Below are 16,255 nucleotides of genomic sequence, written 5' to 3'. Positions count from 1 at the left end.
ATCGTCAGATCGCGGTGAGGGTGAGGGTCGCGGTGTAGGTGCCGGGTGCGGTCTCGGTCGGCAGCCGCAGCTGCAGACCGGCACCCAGGGTCGCGGTGCCCCGGCCGGCGCCGGTCGGCGCCGAGCCGAGCACGGCGCTGCTGCCGAGCCCACCGCCGACGCCGACGACGTACGGCTCGACGACCGGTCCGGCCACCACGCCCTGACCGGTGGACTGGCTGGCCACCTGCGGAGTCCAGCCGAGGTAGCCGGAGCTGAAGGTGGCACCGTCGGGTCCGGTGAAGTTCTCCGGCAGCTGGCCGGAGGCGCTCCAGCCGGGGGTGCCGGCCCGGGTGTCGGTGACGGTCACCGGACGCAGGCTTCCGGTGCTCTCCCAGCTGTCACCGCTGCTGGTCAGCTGCGCCGGTGGCAGGACGACGCTGCGGTCGTCCGGGTCGACGCTGATGACCAGCGCGCCCTGGGTGGGGTCGATGGACGCGGTGATGGTCTGCGAGGCGCTCGGGTCGGTCGGGGTGAAGGCCACCCAGAGCCAGACCTCCGCGCTGGTCGCGACGACGCTGTGGTTGTCGTCGTAGAGCTTCACCTGGTATTCGCAGGCGTTGAGCTCACGGGTGGCGGTGAAGCTGTAGGACGCGCCGGCCTCGCCGGGGATGATGGCGAAGTCGTCGGAGCCGGGGCAGCGGCTGAACCAGTGGTAGTGGTCCAGCGCGGTCTGCGGGGTCTGCACCGCCTGCAGGGTGACGGTGTCGCCGGGCTGGTACTCGTCGGCCATGCCGGCGATGCTCAGTACGGTGTCCGGGCCGGTGCCGCCGAGCTCGCCGACGACGAACGAGTAGTCGACCGGGCCGGTGCTGACGGTGGTGCCGTCGGTCAGGGTCGCGTCGGCCTGGAAGGTGAGTGTGTAGTCGCCCTCGGCGCTGAACGCCCAGTTGGCGTGGGCGTGGGTGCGGATCGGTACGGTGATCGTGTCCGGCAGGCCGTCGTCGCTGCGGAACTTCATCAGCGGGCTGCCGAAGCTGTCCTGAGTGAACACCGAGACGTTGCCGGGGCCGGCGACGTCGACGAGGCTGATCTGGACCTTGTCGCCGGTGAAGACGCCGGAGCCGAGGGTGGTGGTGTTCCAGCCGGGCCAGAGCAGGTCCGGGTCCTGGGTCAGCGGCAGCAGCCAGATCTGGGAGCCGGCCGGGCCGAGAAAGGCGAACCGGGGATCGTCCGGCACCGTCATGGCGGCCTCGGGTAGCACCTGGAAGATCACGTCGGCCGGGTCGCGGTTGACCGACGGGCTGACCGTGTCGTCGTGCACCTCCAGGGACAGTTCGCCGTCGTGGTAGTGGACGTCGACCGCGTCGGTGTGGCCCTTGGCGAGCACCACCTTCTCGGCGGCGGCTGCGGCGGTCGGCGCCAGCAGTACGCCGCCGGCGATCACCGCCGCACCGGCCAGGGCCGCGAGCCTGCGGGCACCTGTTGTTCTCATTGTTGGTTCCTCCCCTCGCCCGCACCGCGGACCGGCGCGGGACGTGGTCGTGACGGGGCGGAAGCCCCATCGCACCGTAACGACAATCGTTTTCATTACCCCATCGGCCGTTCGGCCACCTCTGCCGACACCGGTGTGACCTGGGACTCCGGCGTTCCGCCGGACTCCCGGTGCGGCTCACCTACCGGCTCCCGGCGGCGGCGGGCGAGCAGGCCGTGACGCGGGGCGAAGACCCAGGCCAGCAGGAACGCCCCGGTCGCCACCAGCACGACCGTGCCGCCCACCGGCAGGTCGTAGCTCCAGGACAGGTACAGCCCCACCAGCGCCGAACTGCCGCCGATCACCGGGGCGAGCAGCATCATCACGCCGAGCCGGTCGGTGAGCAGCCGGGCCGCCGCAGCCGGGGTGATCAGCAACGCCAGGACCAGGATGTTGCCGATCGTCTGCAACGAGATGACCACAGCCAGGGTGACCAGCACGTACAGCACGATGTCCAGCCAGAACACCGGCAACCCGACCGACCGGGCCGACTCCCGGTCGAGGCTGACCGCGACCAGCTCCTTGTGCAGCAGGAACAGCACCGCGAGAATCGCCAGGCCGGTGAAGCCCACTGTGTAGAGATCCCGGTCCGGGATGCCGGTGATCGAACCGAACAGGAACTGCTGCAGCGAACCGGCGTAACCCGGTGCCTGCGAGATGACCACGATGCCCAGGGCGAAGGCGGCCACGAAGAACACCCCGATCAGGGAGTCCTCCTTGAGCCGGCGACGCTGGGCGAACACCGCGATCAGCAACGCGGTCACGATCCCGGCGACCGCGCCACCGAGCACCAGGCTGCCCTGCAGCACGAAGGCGACCGCCAGCCCGGGGAAGACCGCGTGCGCCACGGCGTCACCGATGAACGCCATCCCGCGCAGCACCACGTAGCAGCCGACCACGCCACAGACCACGCTGGACATGACCGCGATCAGCAGCGCCTTCGGCAGGAACGCCAGATCCGGATTGAACAGGTCGGCGATGAACTCGGTGATCGACATCAGCCGGTCCCCTCGCTGGACGCGGCGGCCACGGCCGCGGCGTCGACGCCGACCAGACGTAGCAACGGTGACCGTTCGCTGATCCCGAACGTCCGCATCCACAGTTGCGGATCCCGCAACTCGGCCGGTTTGCCCTCGGCGATCACCCGCCGGTTGAGCAGCACCAGCCGGGAGCAGGCGTCCATCGCGCCGATCAGGTCGTGGGTGGTCATCAACAACGGCGTGCCCTCGGCCGCCAGCCCGGTGAACAGCTCACCGAGCAGCTCCTGGGTCGGCATGTCCAGCCCGGTGAACGGCTCGTCGAGCAGCAGCAACGCCGGCTGCAGCGCCAACGCGCGGGCCACCAGCACCCGCTGGCGCTGGCCGCCGGACAGTTCGGCGACCGGCCGGCGACGCAGGTCACCCAGGCGTACCCGGTCGATCGCCTCGGCGGTGGCCCGCCAGTCGGCCGCCCCCGGTCGCCGCAGCAGGCCGATCCGACCGGTACGGCCGCTGAGCACCGCCTCCTGCACCGAGATCGGGAACTCCCAGGCGAACTCGTGCCGCTGCGGCACGTACCCGATCGCACACCGCCCCGGCCGGCTCGGCATCCCGTCGACCAGCACCTGCCCGGACCGAGTTCGGATCAGCCCGAGCACCGCGCGCAGCAGGGTGGTCTTGCCGGCCCCGTTCGGCCCGATCAGCCCGACCAGCTCCCCCGGGTCGACGTGCAGTCCGACGCCGCGCAGCACCGGGCGGCCGCCGAGGTCGACGTCGAGATCGTGTACGGCGAGCGCGGTCACGACTGCGTACGCTCCTGTTCGACCCGGCGGCGTACCGACCGCCCGCGCAGCACCACGACGACCAGCGCGCCGGCCAACCCGACGGCGACCACGACGAGGCCGACGACCAGCCACGGCCCGCCACCGGCGGTGTCGTCGGCCGGCGCGGCGTCGTCCGTACCGGCCGGCGGCGGCGCGGCCGCCACCTCGCCGGGTTGCGCGGCGAGCGCGTCGTCGGGGCTGGTGGCGTCGCCGACGGCGAACCGCAGGTGCCGGGTCGCCGAGACCTGCTCGCCACCGACCAGGTCGGCGCTGACCCGCACGGCGACCAGGTACACGCCGGGGGCGGTGAACACCCAGTTGGCGTGGGTGTGGGTGTTGACCTCGACCCACATCGGCTGGCCGGGCGGCTCGGCGGAACGCCACAGCACCTGCGGTTCGCTGAACGTGCCGTCCTGCAGGTACATGACGACCTCGCCGGGACCGTCCACGTCGGCCAGCTCCAGGGTCACGCCCCGGTCGATGGTCTGCATCACCCGGGGGTCCTGGGTGTTCCAGCCGACCCAGACCACGTCGGGGTGCTGCACCTGCGGCACCACGTGCACGTCGGTGCCGGCCGGTACGCCGAGGAAGCCGTACACCGGATCGTCGGGGACGGCCCGCAGCGCGGCGTCGGTGACCCGCAGCACGGTCCGGTCCGGGTCCCGCCACACCGGCTGCGCGGCGTCGTCGTGGATCAGCAGGGTCCACTCGTCGTCGACGTAGCGCGGCCCCAGGTCGACGTGACCGGCGTCGAGCACCGCCGGTCCGGCGGCGACCGGCAGGTCCGGCGCGATCGACTGGTCCAACGCCGGGTCGGGCGACCCGGGCTGGGCGGCGGCGGGCGATGCCGGCTGGGCGGCGGCCAGCGTCATCGCCAGCAGCGCGGACACGGCCATCGACAGGCCAATCGACTTCACTCATGCCTCCTCAAGGTGCCAGGCAGTCGAGCAGCGACTCGGCGTTGAACCGCATCAGCTCGACGTAGCTGGTCACCCGGTCGTCGAACGTGTCGCCGTAGATCTCGCAGACCCGTACGTCGAGGTCGTCGGCGAGTTCGGTCAACGTCGACGACCGCGACCGCAGGCCGGGTTCCAGGAACACCGCCGGCACCCGCAGGTTGCGGATCGTCTCGGTGAGCCGACGCCGGTCGGCCAGGCTCGGCTCGGCCGCCGGGTGCGGGGTGACGAAGCCGGAGATCTGCACGTCGTACGCGGCCCCGAGGTAACCGAACGCGTCGTGGGTGGTGATCAGGTGCCGCCGGCCGGGTGGGATCCGGGCGATGGTCTGGCGGACGTGGTCGTCGAGCGCCGACAGTTCGGTGATGTAGGCGGTGGCGTGCTGGCGGTATTCAGCGGCCCCGGCCGGGTCGACGTCGATCAGCGTGTCGCGGATCAGCTCGGTGTACGCGATGACGTTGCGGACGTTCTGCCACAGGTGCGGGTCGATCTCGCCGTGCACGTGCTTGCCGAGCACCGCCTGCGGCAGTTGGAAGATCTCGGTGCCGGGGCGGCCGAGGAAGCGGAAGTCCCGGCCGGCCGGCACCTGGGCGAGGGCCTTGTTCGGCACCTCGATGACGGTGTCGGCCGGGTCGTGCACGTGTTGGTGGGCTTCGCCGGCGCCGTGCGGGTCGGCGAACAGGTACAGCGGCGGCTCGCCGCGCGCCGCCGCGTCGAGGTCGACGGTGATGTCGGCGTGTCCGCCGCGCAGCACGTCGGCGCCGGCCATCCCGGGCACGCTGTGCGGGTCGACGCCGACGGCGAAGGTGAAGGTCTGCTCCCCGAGGGCGACGGGGCGGCTGTCGGGGGTGACCGCCAGCCGCGCCGACATGGTGAGCCGGTAGACGCCGGGCTCGGTGAACGCCCAGCTCATGTGGGTGTGGGCGTCCGGCGGCAGGGTGGCGGTGTCGTCCCGGTAGCCGGTGGCTGCGTCGAACCCGTCGGCCGAGTCGAGGTAGACGGCCGGGTTGCCGAACGACTCGGTGAGGTAGGCGGCCATGGTGCCGGGGCCGGTCACGGTGGTGCTCTGCAGCAGGACGTCGGAGGCCCGGTCGGCGCCGTAGGTCTCGCCGGTGCCCCGTACCCGCATGCCGAGCCAGATGGTGTCGAGCGCGACGTCCTCGACCAGCGGGATGATCTCGGCGGCGTACTTGACGGCCCCTTCGGCGAGGGAGATGTTCGGTACGCCGTCGGGCAGGTTGGCGTCGAGTGCCTTGATGATGGCGTGCTCCTCCAGCAGCAGATAGTTGCTGAAGGCGACGTCGGCGTAGACGACGTTGCGCACGTCGCGCAGCGACGGCTCGTACGAGTGGGGGTCGGCGCCGTCGGGAACGAGCGCGGCGACCGCGACCCGGTCGCCGCCGACGTTGTCGACCAGGTCCCGCAGGATGCCGGTGGTGGTGACGACCTGGAGGCGGTCGTCGGTGGCGCTCAGCGTCGGCGGTGCCGCGCAGCCGGTCAGGCCGACGGCCAGCAGGATCGACCCGACGAGCCCCCGTACGCGCACTGTCCCACCTGCTCCCCATCGTCCCTGCGCACCGGAGGGTAGCACGCAAACGATAACCGTTGTCATAGTCGTTCCGGCGTCCGGCCGGTGCCGAAGAGGTGCGGATCAGCACCGGCCGGACGACGTGTCGGCAGACGCCGACCCACCGTGAGCCGAGGGGTCAGCCGACCTCGAAGGTGAACTCCTCGGTGGCGCTCACCGTCTGGCCGTTCGACGTCCGTACGCCGCTGACCTCGAACGTCGCCACGTAGGTGCCGGCAGCGTCGAAGCCCCAGTTGACGTGGGCGTGGGTGTTGCGGTTGACGTTCAGGCTGTCCGGCAGCCCGTTGCCGCTGTCGAACAGCACGGTGGGCGTGCCGCCGGAGGCGGTGAAGACACTGAAGCCGCCGGGCCCCTGCACGTCGGTCAACTTGACCGTGACCCGGTTGAACTGCAGGGCACCACTGGCGACACCGGTGGTGTCCCAGCCGGCCCAGAGCAGACCGGCGGTGTTGGTCTGCGGCAGGACGTAGGCGTAGCCGCCGGTGCCGAGGAACGACCACGCCGAACTGGACGGCACGGCGGTGTACGCGGCGGCCGGCACCGCGAAGACCACAGTGGATGGGTCCCGCTCGACGAAGGTCGAGCCGGTGTCGTCACCGACGGTGAGTTCGATCGGCCCGCCGGCGACGTGGTCGATGTCCAGGATGTCGACGTGGCCGCTGGTCAACTCGACGACCGTGGCCTGCGCAGCGGCCGGTACGGCGACCGCGAGCGCCGCTGCGAGCGCGCTCGACGCGACCGCGGCCAGCACCCGACGGCTAGGGGTGTTCATCACACTGCTCCCTTCCGATCCGGCCCAGATCAGGGCAGGACGACGAATCGCAGGTAGACCGAGTCGGACTCGACGACGGTCGTGGTGCCGGCCAGGGTGGCGCTGGCCTTGACCTTGAGCAGGTACACGCCGGCCTTGCTGAACGCCCAGTTGACGTGCAGGTGCTCGCCGACCGACAGGTCGACGACGTCCGGCAGCCCGTCGCGGCTGTTGGCCAGTACGGTCGGCTGCCCGAACAGGTCCTCGGTGTAGATCGCCATCTTGGCGGAGCTTGGGGCGCTGATCAGCTGCTGCACGGTCAGGTCGACCGAGTCGCCGGCGAAGACACCCGACTCCAGCTCCTCGGTGGCGATGCCGGCGAAGAGCAGATCCTCGTTCTCGACCTGCGGCAGGATCCACACTGGCGAGCCGGCGGTGCCGAGGAAGGCGAAGGCCGGATCACTGGGGACGGTGGTCTTGGCCTGGGGCTTGACGACGAAGATCACGTCGTCGTGGTGCCGGTGCTCGCCGGGCTCGACGGTGTCGTCGTGGACGCCGAGCTCCAGCTCGCCGTCCTCGTACTCGACCTCGATCACGTCGACGTGGCCGGCGGACAGGAGCACCGGCAGGCCGGCGCCGTGGGCCTGTGCCGGAGCTGCCGAGACGACCAGTGCGGCGATCATCGCCGCTCCGGTGACGAGCGCTCCGGTGGCCCGGCGGCGGGTTGCGGTCAACACAGGACAGACTCCTTCCCGGTGATCCCCGCTGGATCACCGGGAGCCAACGGTAATCGTTTTCATCTAACTGCGATAGTGGTCCCGGCTGTCGGGCTCGACACATGTCCATGTTCGTCCAGCTCGCCGAGATCCCACTCGGGGAACGGATCCGCCAGCGCGCTCCAGGCGGCCAGCCCGGCCGTCAGCCCCGCGCCCGCCGCCGCCAGCTCCGCGCCGGTGAGCAGCGCGCCGTCCAGCGCCGCCCGTAGCCGCGCTGCGTCCAGTCCGATGCCGATGAACACCAGCTCCTGGTGCCGGTCGCCGAAGACCGGATCCCACCGGCGCTCCAGGTCGGCCCGCTCGTGCGGGTCGTCCGGCCACTCGCCGGACGCGGCCACCGGCACCCCTGCCGGGTCGCACCGCGCCGACGGGCCGGCCTGCGACCACAGGGCCTGCACGTCCGGCCGGGTGGCCAGCCAGAGAAAACCCTTCGACCGTACGACGCCGAAGCCGTCCAGCTCGGCGAAAAGATCCCAGAGCCGCTGCGGATGAAACGGGGCGACCGCCCGGTAGACGATGCTGCTGATGCCGTACTCGATGGTTTCCGGCACATGTTCGCCGTTGAGCTCGGCGACCCAGCCCGGCGCGGTCTCGGCGGCATCCAGGTCGAACCGTCCGGTATCGAGCACCTCGGCCATCGGGACCTGCGCCCGCACGGTCCGCAGCTGACGGGCCTTCGGGTTCAGCCTGGTCACCAGCGCCTCGACCGTCGCCAGGTCGGCCGGTGCGACCAGGTCGGTCTTGTTGATCAGGATCACGTCGGCGAACTCGATCTGGTCGACCAGCAGGTCGGCGATGGTGCGATCGTCGTCGTCGTACGCGGCCAGCCCCCGCTGCTCCAGCGACTCCCCCGCCCGCAGTTGAGCGATCAGGTGCGGCGCGTCGACCACGGTGACCATGGTGTCCAGCCGGGCGATGTCGTCCAGCACTCCGCCATCGTCGGTGCCGAAGGCGAAGGTGGCCGCCACCGGCAGCGGCTCGGAGATGCCGCTGGACTCGATCACCAGATAGTCGAAGTGGCCCTGCCGGGCCAGCCGGGCGATTTCCACCAGCAGGTCGTCGCGCAGGGTGCAGCAGATGCAGCCGTTGGTCATCTCGACCAGGCGTTCCTCGGTCCGCGACAGGCTGCCGCCGTCGCGCACCAGCGCGGCGTCGATATTGATCTCGCTCATGTCGTTGACGATGACCGCGACCCGCCGCCCTTCCCGGTTGGCCAGGATGTGGTTGAGCAGCGTGGTCTTGCCGGCGCCGAGGAATCCGGACAGCACGGTCACCGGCAGCCGACGGTCCTCGGCCACCTCGCCGGTCGGCCCGCCGGCCACCGCTCCGGTCATCGCGGGTCCTCGACCTGGCGGCCCCGGTACAGCCCGCAGTGTGCGCAGGCCCGGTGCGGCAGGATCTTCTCCTGTCGCGGGCAGGGGCAGGTGACCAGCGTCGGCACCGCCGCCTTCCACTGGGCGCGACGGTGGCGGGTGTTCGACCGCGAGGTGCGGCGCTTCGGTACGGCCATGACGGCCTCCTCTCCTCAGGTCAGAAGATAACGGAAGCCGTTTTCATTAAGCTCATCGGCCGGCGTGTCGGGACGACCGGCCGGCCGGAAGCCGACGGCCGGTCATCCGTGGTGGTCGGAGACCCGCTCCCCCGGCCCGTGATCAGGCAGGTCACGATCGGCGTGGTCGGCGTGGAACAGCGCCTCGGCCAGCAGCTGCCGGACGTGCACGTCGGCGGCCGAGTAGTAGACGAAGGTGCCCTCCCGTCGACCCCGGACCAGTCCGGCCAGCCGCAGCTTGGCCAGGTGCTGACTGACCGCCGTCGGCGCGGCGCCGACCAGCTCGGCCAGGCAGGCGACCGACGACTCACCCTGCAGCAGCGCCCAGAGAATCTTGATCCGGGTGGGGTCGGCGAGCAGGCGGAACGTCTCCGCGGCCAGGTGCACCTGCTCCTCGACCGGCATCCGGAAATCCGGAATCGAGGTGTGCATGCCGGTCAGCCTAACCGAGGCTGCCTACTTGCCTATCTGCATAGCTACGCAGCTATTGTAATTGCCGTGCTGACCGAAACTGCGCCACTCGCGCCCCCGTCGCGCGCCGAGCGCCTGGCCGACGCCACCCGCCGTACGCCGATCTGGGCCCTGCCCGAGGTCCGCTGGGCGACCGCCGCGACCGCGCTGTTCGCCCTCGGCGGCGCGCTGCACCTGGCCGGTGCCCCGGCCTGGAGCTGGTGGGCCGCCTACCTGGCCTGCTACGTCGCCGGCGGTTGGGAACCGGGCTGGTCCGGACTGCGGGCACTACGCGAACGCACCCTCGACGTCGATCTGCTGATGGTGGTCGCGGCGATCGGTGCCGCCGCCGTCGGCCAGGTCTTCGACGGCGCCCTGCTGATCGTCATCTTCGCCACCTCCGGCGCGCTGGAGGCGCTCGCCACCCGACGCACCGCCGACGCTGTCCACAGCCTGCTCGACCTGGCCCCACCCCAGGCGACCCGGATCGTCGACGACGCCGAACAGCGGGTCGACACCGTCACGTTGCGCGTCGGCGACATCATCCTGGTCCGCCCCGGCGAGCGGATCGGCGCCGACGGACAGGTCGTCGACGGTGCCAGCGAGGTGGACCAGGCCACCGTCACCGGCGAGCCACTACCGGTGGACCGAAGCCCCGGTGACGACGTGTACGCCGGCACCCTCAACGGCACCGGCACCCTCCGCGTGCGGGTGACCGCACCCGCTGGCGAGACCGTCGTCGCCCGCATCGCGGCCATGGTCGAGGAGGCCGCCGCCAGCAAGGCACCCACCCAGTTGTTCATCGAACGGATCGAGCAGCGCTACTCGGTAGGGGTCGTGGTGGCGACCCTGGCCCTGTTCGGCATCCCGCTCGCCCTCGGCGACAGCCTCACCGACGCACTGCTCCGGGCGATGACCTTCATGATCGTCGCCTCGCCGTGCGCTGTGGTGCTGGCGACCATGCCGCCGCTGCTCGCCGCGATCGCCACCGCCGGCCGGCACGGCGTACTGGTCAAATCCGCCGGGGCGATCGACCGTCTCGGCCGGACCGACCTGGTCGCCTTCGACAAGACCGGCACCCTCACCGAAGGCCGACCCCGGGTCACCGCCGTCCACCCCGTACCCGGCAATCCGACCACCGACGACGCCGACCGACTGCTGGCCCTGGCCGCCGCCGCCGAACTACCCAGCGAGCATCCGATCGGCACCGCAGTGGTCGCCGCGGCCCGCGACCGCCAGCTCGCGATCGCACCCGCGGCCGCGTTCGTCGCGCTGCCGGGTCGCGGCGTCACGGCCCACGTCGGCGACCGGCAGGTAGCCGTTGCCAGCCCGGCCCAACTACTGCCCACCATCACCGGCGACGGGACCCGGCGGCTGGTCGCCGAGGTGGAGTCCGCCGGGCAGACCGCCGTCGTGGTCGCCGTCGACGGCACGCCGGCAGCCGTCCTCGCGCTGGCCGACCGGCTGCGCCCAGCAGCGGCCTCGGTCACCACCGCGCTGCGCGATCTCACCGGGCGATCGCCGGTGCTGCTCACCGGCGACAACCCGCAGGCGGCCGCCAGACTGGCCGGCGCGGTCGGCATCGACGAGGTACGGGCCGGCCTGCTACCTCAGGACAAGGTCGCGGCGGTACGGCAGCTGCAGGCCGGCGGCCGACGGGTGCTGGTGATCGGCGACGGCGTCAACGACGCACCCGCGCTGGCCACCGCACACACCGGCATCGCGATGGGCGGCGTCGGCGCCGACCTCGCGCTGGAGACCGCGGACACGGTGATCGTCCGGGACGACCTGACCACCATCCCGGCGGTCGTCGCCCTCGCCCGCCGGGCCCGGCGCTACGTCGTCGCCAACCTGGCGATCGCCGGCACCGTCATCGTGGTCCTGGCGACCTGGGACATCGTCGGCCACCTGCCGCTGCCACTCGGCGTCGCCGGCCACGAAGGATCCACGGTGCTGGTCGCGCTCAACGGCATGCGGTTGCTGCGCCGATCAGCCTGGCAACGGTGACGGTGCCGGCGCGGGTCGGCGGTCAGCCCTCCGTCGGTGACCGCCCAGCCGCTGCCGCCGCGAGGTCGCCGGCGCGCAGCCGGGCCGCGTCACGACCCGGCGGTACGCCGTACACCCGCCGGTACTCCCGGTTGAACTGGGTGGCGCTGACGTACCCGACCGCCCTGGCCACTGCGGCGGCCGTGCCCGCGCCGGTGACCATCAACCGCCGGGCCTGCTGCAACCGCAGGGACTTCTGGAACCGCATCGGACTCATCCCGGTCACCGCCCTGAAGTGCCGGTGCAGGGTCGCCACGCTCATGTTGGCCGCCGCCGCGACCTCCTCGACCGTCAACGGCTCGGCGTACCGGGACCGGATCAGCCCGGCCGCCGCCCGGACCTGCGACAGTCGGGACTCGGCGACGGTGAGCTGACGCAGCGCCGGCCCGATCGGGCTGCCCAGCAACCGGTACAGCAGCTCGCCCTCCATCCGGGCGGCGAGTGGCCGGATGTCGACCGGGTCGTCGAGCAGCCGCGCCCACCGGGTGACCGCCTCGACGACGCGCGGGGGCATCGTCGCGCTGGTCAACGCGACCGGGTCGGGCGACCCGGCTGCCGGCGGCGGCCCGTCCAGCTCCAGCAGCAGGTCCGCGAGCAGCCCGATGTCCAGCCGTAGCACCGCCGACCGGTACGGCACCTGCTCGAACACGGCGGTCACCGGCAGCTCCACCGAGCTGAGGAACATCGCCCCTCGGCCGACCAGCCAGCTGCGCCCACCGGCGGTGCTGCGCTTGGCACCCCGCGCCACGAAGCAGACCATCGGTTCGTACAGCAGATCGGTCGGCCCGACCCGCACGTCGAAGCGGACCAGCCGCAACCGGGGCACGGCGGTCTCGACCGCTTGCGCCGGACAGTGCCGGGCCACGAGCCGCGCCAGCTCGTCGATCATCGCTCGCTCCGCTGTCGATGAGAGGATCAGGCAACAGTACGCGCGACCCGCCCCATGCGGGCAGGTCCACGGCGGGCATAGCGTCGACGCATGACAGAAGAAGCGGACAGCCGGCGGTTGCCCCGGCGCAAACTCGGATCGCAGGGGCTCGAAGTCGGCGCGATCGGGCTCGGCACCATGGGCATGACGATGGCGTACGGGCCGGGCGACCCGGCCGACGGCATCGCCACCATCAGGCGTGCGTACGAACTCGGTGTGACCATGTTCGACACCGCCGAGGTGTACGGCATGGGCAGCGGCAGCAACGAACAACTGCTCGGTAGGGCCGTCCGGGCCTTCCGCGACGAGGTGGTGATCGCCACCAAGTTCGGCTACGACCTGACCGACCCGGGCCGGTTCGGCATGGCCTTCGACAGCCGTCCGGAACACATCCGCGAGGTCACCGACACCAGCCTGCGCCACCTCGGCACCGACCACATCGACCTGCTCTACCAACACCGGGTCGACCCCGACGTGCCGATCGAGGACGTCGCCGGCACCGTCGGTGAGCTGATCGCCCAAGGCAAGGTGCGCTACTTCGGGCTCAGCGAGGCGGGCCCGGACATCATCCGGCGGGCGCACGCCGTCCACCCGGTGTCGGTGCTGCAGACCGAGTACTCGGTGTTCGAGCGGGCGGTGGAGCAGCGGGTGCTGCCGACGGTCCGCGAGCTTGGCATCGGGTTCGTGGCGTACTCGCCGCTCGGCCGGGGGTTCCTGACCGGCGCGGTCCGGCCCGCCGCCGAATACCCGGACGGTGACATGCGTACCTGGGACGAACGCTGGCAGCCGGGCAACTACGAACAGAATCTGGCGGCGGTACGCGAACTGACCGCGATCGCCGCTGCCAAGGGCGTCGCCGTCACCCAGCTCGCCCTGGCCTGGCTGCTCGCCCAGGGCGAGGACATCGTGCCGATCCCGGGCACCCGCAGCCCACGACGGCTCGCCGAGAACGCGGCGGCGGCGTCCATCGCGCTCAGCCCGGCCGAGGTCGACCGGATCCGCGCGCTCCTGCCGCACGGCGCGGCCGGCTCCCGCTACCCGGCGGCCCGGATGCCGGTCTGGTGAACTCCCCGCTGCCCGGTCTGCTCGTGGTTCAGGCCACGAGCAGCCCGAGCAGCCACAGTCCGGCGATGGCCAGCGCGGCACCCAACTCGATCAGCATCGCCAGGCCCACCGCCAGCACCGCCCGTTTCGTCGCCGGCCAGGCGGCGGCGAAGTCACCGAGCCGCAGCCGCTCGGCCAGCCACACCCCCAGCACGAAACCGACGATCAGCCCGATGAACGGGATCACGAAGAACCCGACCAGGCCCAACACGCCACCGATCAGCAGCGACCGGTTCGGCACGCCCGCCCGTTTGAGATCCCGCCCCGGCCACAGGTACTTCACCGCCGTACCGCCGACGGCGACCAGCGTCGCCACGGCGACGATCAGCCACCGGCCGCCGCCCGCGTCGCTGAAGATGGCCCAGCCGAGCACGCCGGCCCAGCACAGCAGCAGACCGGGCAGGATCGGCACGACCACGCCGATCAGCCCGACCAGGATGGCCAGCCCGCTGAGCAGCGTGACAAGCGTCTGTGTGTCGTTGAGATCCACACCGACAGGGTGACCGACGATCGCCACCCGCGCGAGATCCGACGGCGCCGGAGGCTGCGATCGGCGTACTGATCGGGAAGAATGTCCCCTAGCCTGGGGAGGATTCGCTGTGACTGCTGCACCACCGTCCGGCCGCCGTACGATCAACGTCCATCCGGCCTGGCTGCCGGCGGAGGTGTTCCGCGCGATCGGGTCACGGCGCGTCCTGGTCGCCGGCGACGGCCTGCTCGTCGACACCGTCCACGCCGAGGTCAGGGCGGCCTGCGCCCGCTTCGGCGGGTCGGTGACCCGGCTGTCGATCGACGGCGACGCCGACCTGCTGTTCGCTTTGACCGGCGACACCAGCGACACCGACGACGGGACCGGCAGCGGCCTCGGCGACGAGGGCTACGCACTCGGCCGGGCCGGCGGCCTCACCACGGTCAGCGCCAACGCCCCCGCCGGCCTGCTGTACGGGCTGTTCCACGTGGTCCGGCTCGGCGAGTCGGCGTTCGCCGACGACATCCCGACGCAGGCACACCGGCCGGCGATCCGGCGGCGGATGCTCGACCACTGGGACAACGTCGACGTGCACCCGGTGATGGGGCAGGTCGAGCGCGGCTACGCCGGCGGGTCGATCTTCTGGCGCGACGGCGCGATCACCGACGACCTCGACCGGATCCGGGCGTACGCCCGGTTGCTCGCCGCCAGCGGCGTCAACGCGCTCACCATCAACAACGTCAACGTGGGGCGCACCGAGGCACGGCTGCTCACCGACCGGCTCGACGACGTCGCCACGTTCGCCGACGTCTTCCGCCCGTACGGCATCCGGATGCATCTGTCGGTGACGTTCGCCGCGCCGATGGTGCTCGGCGGTCTGGCCACCGCCGACCCGCTCGACGCGGCGGTCCGCGACTGGTGGGCGGCCACCACCGCACAGGTCTACCGGGCGGTGCCCGACTTCGGCGGGTACGTGGTGAAAGCCGACTCGGAGGGCCAGCCCGGCCCGTTCGCGTACGGGCGCAGCCACGCCGACGGCGCCAACCTGCTCGCCGACGCCCTCGCCCCGCACGGCGGGGTGGTCCACTGGCGGGCGTTCGTCTACAACCACCGGCGGGACTGGCGGGACCGCTCCACCGACCGGGCGCGGGCCGCGTACGACCACTTCGCCCCGCTCGACGGCCAGTTCCGCGACAACGCGATCGTGCAGGTCAAGTACGGTCCGGTCGACTTCCAGCCCCGGGAGCCGGTGTCCCCGGTGATCGCCGCGATGCCGGCGACCCGGCTGGCCGTCGAGTTGCAGGTGACCCAGGAGTACACCGGTCAGCAGCGGCACGTCTGCTACCTGGCTCCGCTGTGGAGTGAGGTGCTCGGCTTCCGGTTCGACGGCGACAGCCTGGAAGCCGACGGCGACGCCGACGGCGACCGGGGTGCGTCGGTCGCCGCGATCACCGCCCGCGGCGGCACCCTGGCGGCCGTGTCGAACGTCGGCGACGACCCGTTCTGGTGCGGTCATCCGCTGGCCCAGGCCAACCTGTACGCGTTCGGCCGGCTCGGCTGGGACCCGACCGCCGACCCGGCGGCGCTGCTCGACGAGTGGATCGACCTGACCTTCCCGACCGGCTCCGGCGACGATCCTGCGCTGCTGAGGCAGACGTTGCACGCGATCATGGACGACTCGTGGCGTACCTACGAGCGGCACACCGCGCCGCTCGGCGTCGGCTGGATGGTCAACCCCGCCGGCCACTACGGCCCGTCCGTCGACGGGTACGAGTACTCCCAGTGGGGCACGTACCACTTCGCCGACCGCGACGGCGTCGGCGTGGACCGGACCAGGGCCACCGGCACCGGCTACGCCGGGCAGTACCCGAAGCCCTGGTCGGACGTGTACGAGTCGCTCGCCGACTGCCCCGACGAGCTGCTGCTCTTCTTCCACCACGTGCCGTACGGCCACGTGCTGCACAGCGGGTCGACGGTGATCCAGCACATCTACGACACCCACTTCGCCGGGGCCGACGAGGCGATCGCCATGCGGGACCGGTGGCGCGACGTCGCCGACGCCGGCCTCGACCCCGCCCTGTACGCCCGGGTCGCCGAGCGCCTCGACGAACAGGTCCGCTCCGCGCGGGAATGGCGCGACCAGATCAACACGTACTTCTTCCGCAAGTCCGGCGTCCTGGACGCCCACGGCCGCCGCATCCACTGACCCGGACCCACCTGTCCGACCCGACCCGAGTCGCGCAACAGACAGTCACAGCAGCCGTACGGGCGAACTCTGCAGTGGACATCGGCGCCTAGCATCGATACCACTCGGAAGTGAGGAG

15 protein-coding genes are annotated in these 16,255 nt (G+C 71.7%); 3 read left to right on the top strand and 12 right to left on the bottom strand.

Features of this window, described 5'->3' with window-relative positions; all coding sequences use genetic code 11:
- Positions 1 to 4: 4 nt before the first annotated feature.
- The 10 genes from ACN28F_RS22395 to ACN28F_RS22350 form a co-directional block, all read right to left on the bottom strand.
- Complete coding sequence (locus ACN28F_RS22395; RefSeq protein ID WP_421359588.1) at positions 5 to 1,474, bottom strand: choice-of-anchor M domain-containing protein; 1,470 nt, start codon at positions 1,472 to 1,474, stop codon at positions 5 to 7.
- Between the two features lie 95 nt (positions 1,475 to 1,569).
- Positions 1,570 to 2,511, bottom strand: coding sequence for an anchored repeat-type ABC transporter permease subunit (locus ACN28F_RS22390; RefSeq protein ID WP_421359586.1), 942 nt, complete (start codon positions 2,509 to 2,511; stop codon positions 1,570 to 1,572).
- Entirely contained in the window at positions 2,511 to 3,293 is a 783-nt protein-coding gene (locus tag ACN28F_RS22385; RefSeq protein WP_421359585.1) for an anchored repeat-type ABC transporter ATP-binding subunit, read from the bottom strand. Before ACN28F_RS22385 ends, ACN28F_RS22390 begins: the two co-directional genes overlap by 1 nt.
- The gene (locus ACN28F_RS22380) at positions 3,290 to 4,210 is read right to left on the bottom strand and encodes a choice-of-anchor M domain-containing protein (protein ID WP_421361476.1); all 921 of its coding nucleotides are present in this window, start codon (positions 4,208 to 4,210) and stop codon (positions 3,290 to 3,292) included. The genes ACN28F_RS22385 and ACN28F_RS22380 overlap by 4 nt, the downstream gene beginning before the upstream one ends.
- Positions 4,211 to 4,241: 31 nt before the next feature.
- Complete coding sequence (locus ACN28F_RS22375) at positions 4,242 to 5,816, bottom strand: anchored repeat ABC transporter, substrate-binding protein (protein ID WP_421359584.1); 1,575 nt, start codon at positions 5,814 to 5,816, stop codon at positions 4,242 to 4,244.
- A 160-nt stretch (positions 5,817 to 5,976) separates the two neighbouring features.
- Positions 5,977 to 6,630: a choice-of-anchor M domain-containing protein gene (locus ACN28F_RS22370; protein ID WP_421359583.1), complete on the bottom strand. Its 654-nt coding sequence runs from the start codon at positions 6,628 to 6,630 to the stop codon at positions 5,977 to 5,979.
- 29 nt (positions 6,631 to 6,659) lie between these two features.
- Positions 6,660 to 7,346 (bottom strand): choice-of-anchor M domain-containing protein, encoded by a 687-nt coding sequence (locus ACN28F_RS22365; RefSeq protein ID WP_421359581.1) that lies wholly within the window; start codon positions 7,344 to 7,346, stop codon positions 6,660 to 6,662.
- Positions 7,347 to 7,405: 59 nt separating this feature from the next.
- Positions 7,406 to 8,719, bottom strand: coding sequence for a GTP-binding protein (locus ACN28F_RS22360; protein WP_421359580.1), 1,314 nt, complete (start codon positions 8,717 to 8,719; stop codon positions 7,406 to 7,408).
- Positions 8,716 to 8,895, bottom strand: a complete 180-nt coding sequence (gene rpmF / locus ACN28F_RS22355) for a 50S ribosomal protein L32 (protein ID WP_421359579.1) — start codon at positions 8,893 to 8,895, stop codon at positions 8,716 to 8,718. The genes ACN28F_RS22360 and rpmF overlap by 4 nt, the downstream gene beginning before the upstream one ends.
- Positions 8,896 to 8,997: 102 nt before the next feature.
- Positions 8,998 to 9,366, bottom strand: coding sequence for an ArsR/SmtB family transcription factor (locus ACN28F_RS22350; RefSeq protein ID WP_421359578.1), 369 nt, complete (start codon positions 9,364 to 9,366; stop codon positions 8,998 to 9,000).
- A gap of 66 nt (positions 9,367 to 9,432) precedes the next feature.
- On the opposite strand from ACN28F_RS22350, the gene ACN28F_RS22345 reads away from it, so the two are divergent.
- Positions 9,433 to 11,391, top strand: a complete 1,959-nt coding sequence (locus tag ACN28F_RS22345; RefSeq protein ID WP_421359577.1) for a heavy metal translocating P-type ATPase — start codon at positions 9,433 to 9,435, stop codon at positions 11,389 to 11,391.
- A 22-nt stretch (positions 11,392 to 11,413) separates the two neighbouring features.
- Here the strand turns inward: ACN28F_RS22345 and ACN28F_RS22340 are convergent, their stop codons facing one another.
- Positions 11,414 to 12,319 (bottom strand): AraC family transcriptional regulator, encoded by a 906-nt coding sequence (locus tag ACN28F_RS22340; RefSeq protein WP_421359576.1) that lies wholly within the window; start codon positions 12,317 to 12,319, stop codon positions 11,414 to 11,416.
- Between the two features lie 90 nt (positions 12,320 to 12,409).
- Here ACN28F_RS22340 and ACN28F_RS22335 point away from each other — a divergent pair, with 90 nt between their 5' ends.
- On the top strand, positions 12,410 to 13,423 hold the full coding sequence (locus ACN28F_RS22335; protein ID WP_421359574.1) for an aldo/keto reductase: 1,014 nt from the start codon (positions 12,410 to 12,412) through the stop codon (positions 13,421 to 13,423).
- Between the two features lie 28 nt (positions 13,424 to 13,451).
- Here ACN28F_RS22335 and ACN28F_RS22330 read toward each other — a convergent pair whose 3' ends face one another.
- Positions 13,452 to 13,952 (bottom strand): DUF456 domain-containing protein, encoded by a 501-nt coding sequence (locus ACN28F_RS22330; protein WP_421359573.1) that lies wholly within the window; start codon positions 13,950 to 13,952, stop codon positions 13,452 to 13,454.
- 109 nt (positions 13,953 to 14,061) lie between these two features.
- On the opposite strand from ACN28F_RS22330, the gene ACN28F_RS22325 reads away from it, so the two are divergent.
- Complete coding sequence (locus ACN28F_RS22325; RefSeq protein ID WP_421359572.1) at positions 14,062 to 16,137, top strand: alpha-glucuronidase; 2,076 nt, start codon at positions 14,062 to 14,064, stop codon at positions 16,135 to 16,137.
- Positions 16,138 to 16,255: the final 118 nt, after the last annotated feature.

It is taken from the genome of Solwaraspora sp. WMMA2101 (assembly GCF_049179175.1).
Lineage (GTDB): Bacteria > Actinomycetota > Actinomycetes > Mycobacteriales > Micromonosporaceae > Micromonospora_E.
Note: the sequence above shows the minus strand (reverse complement) of the source record. Positions and strands in the feature narration are given on the sequence as shown.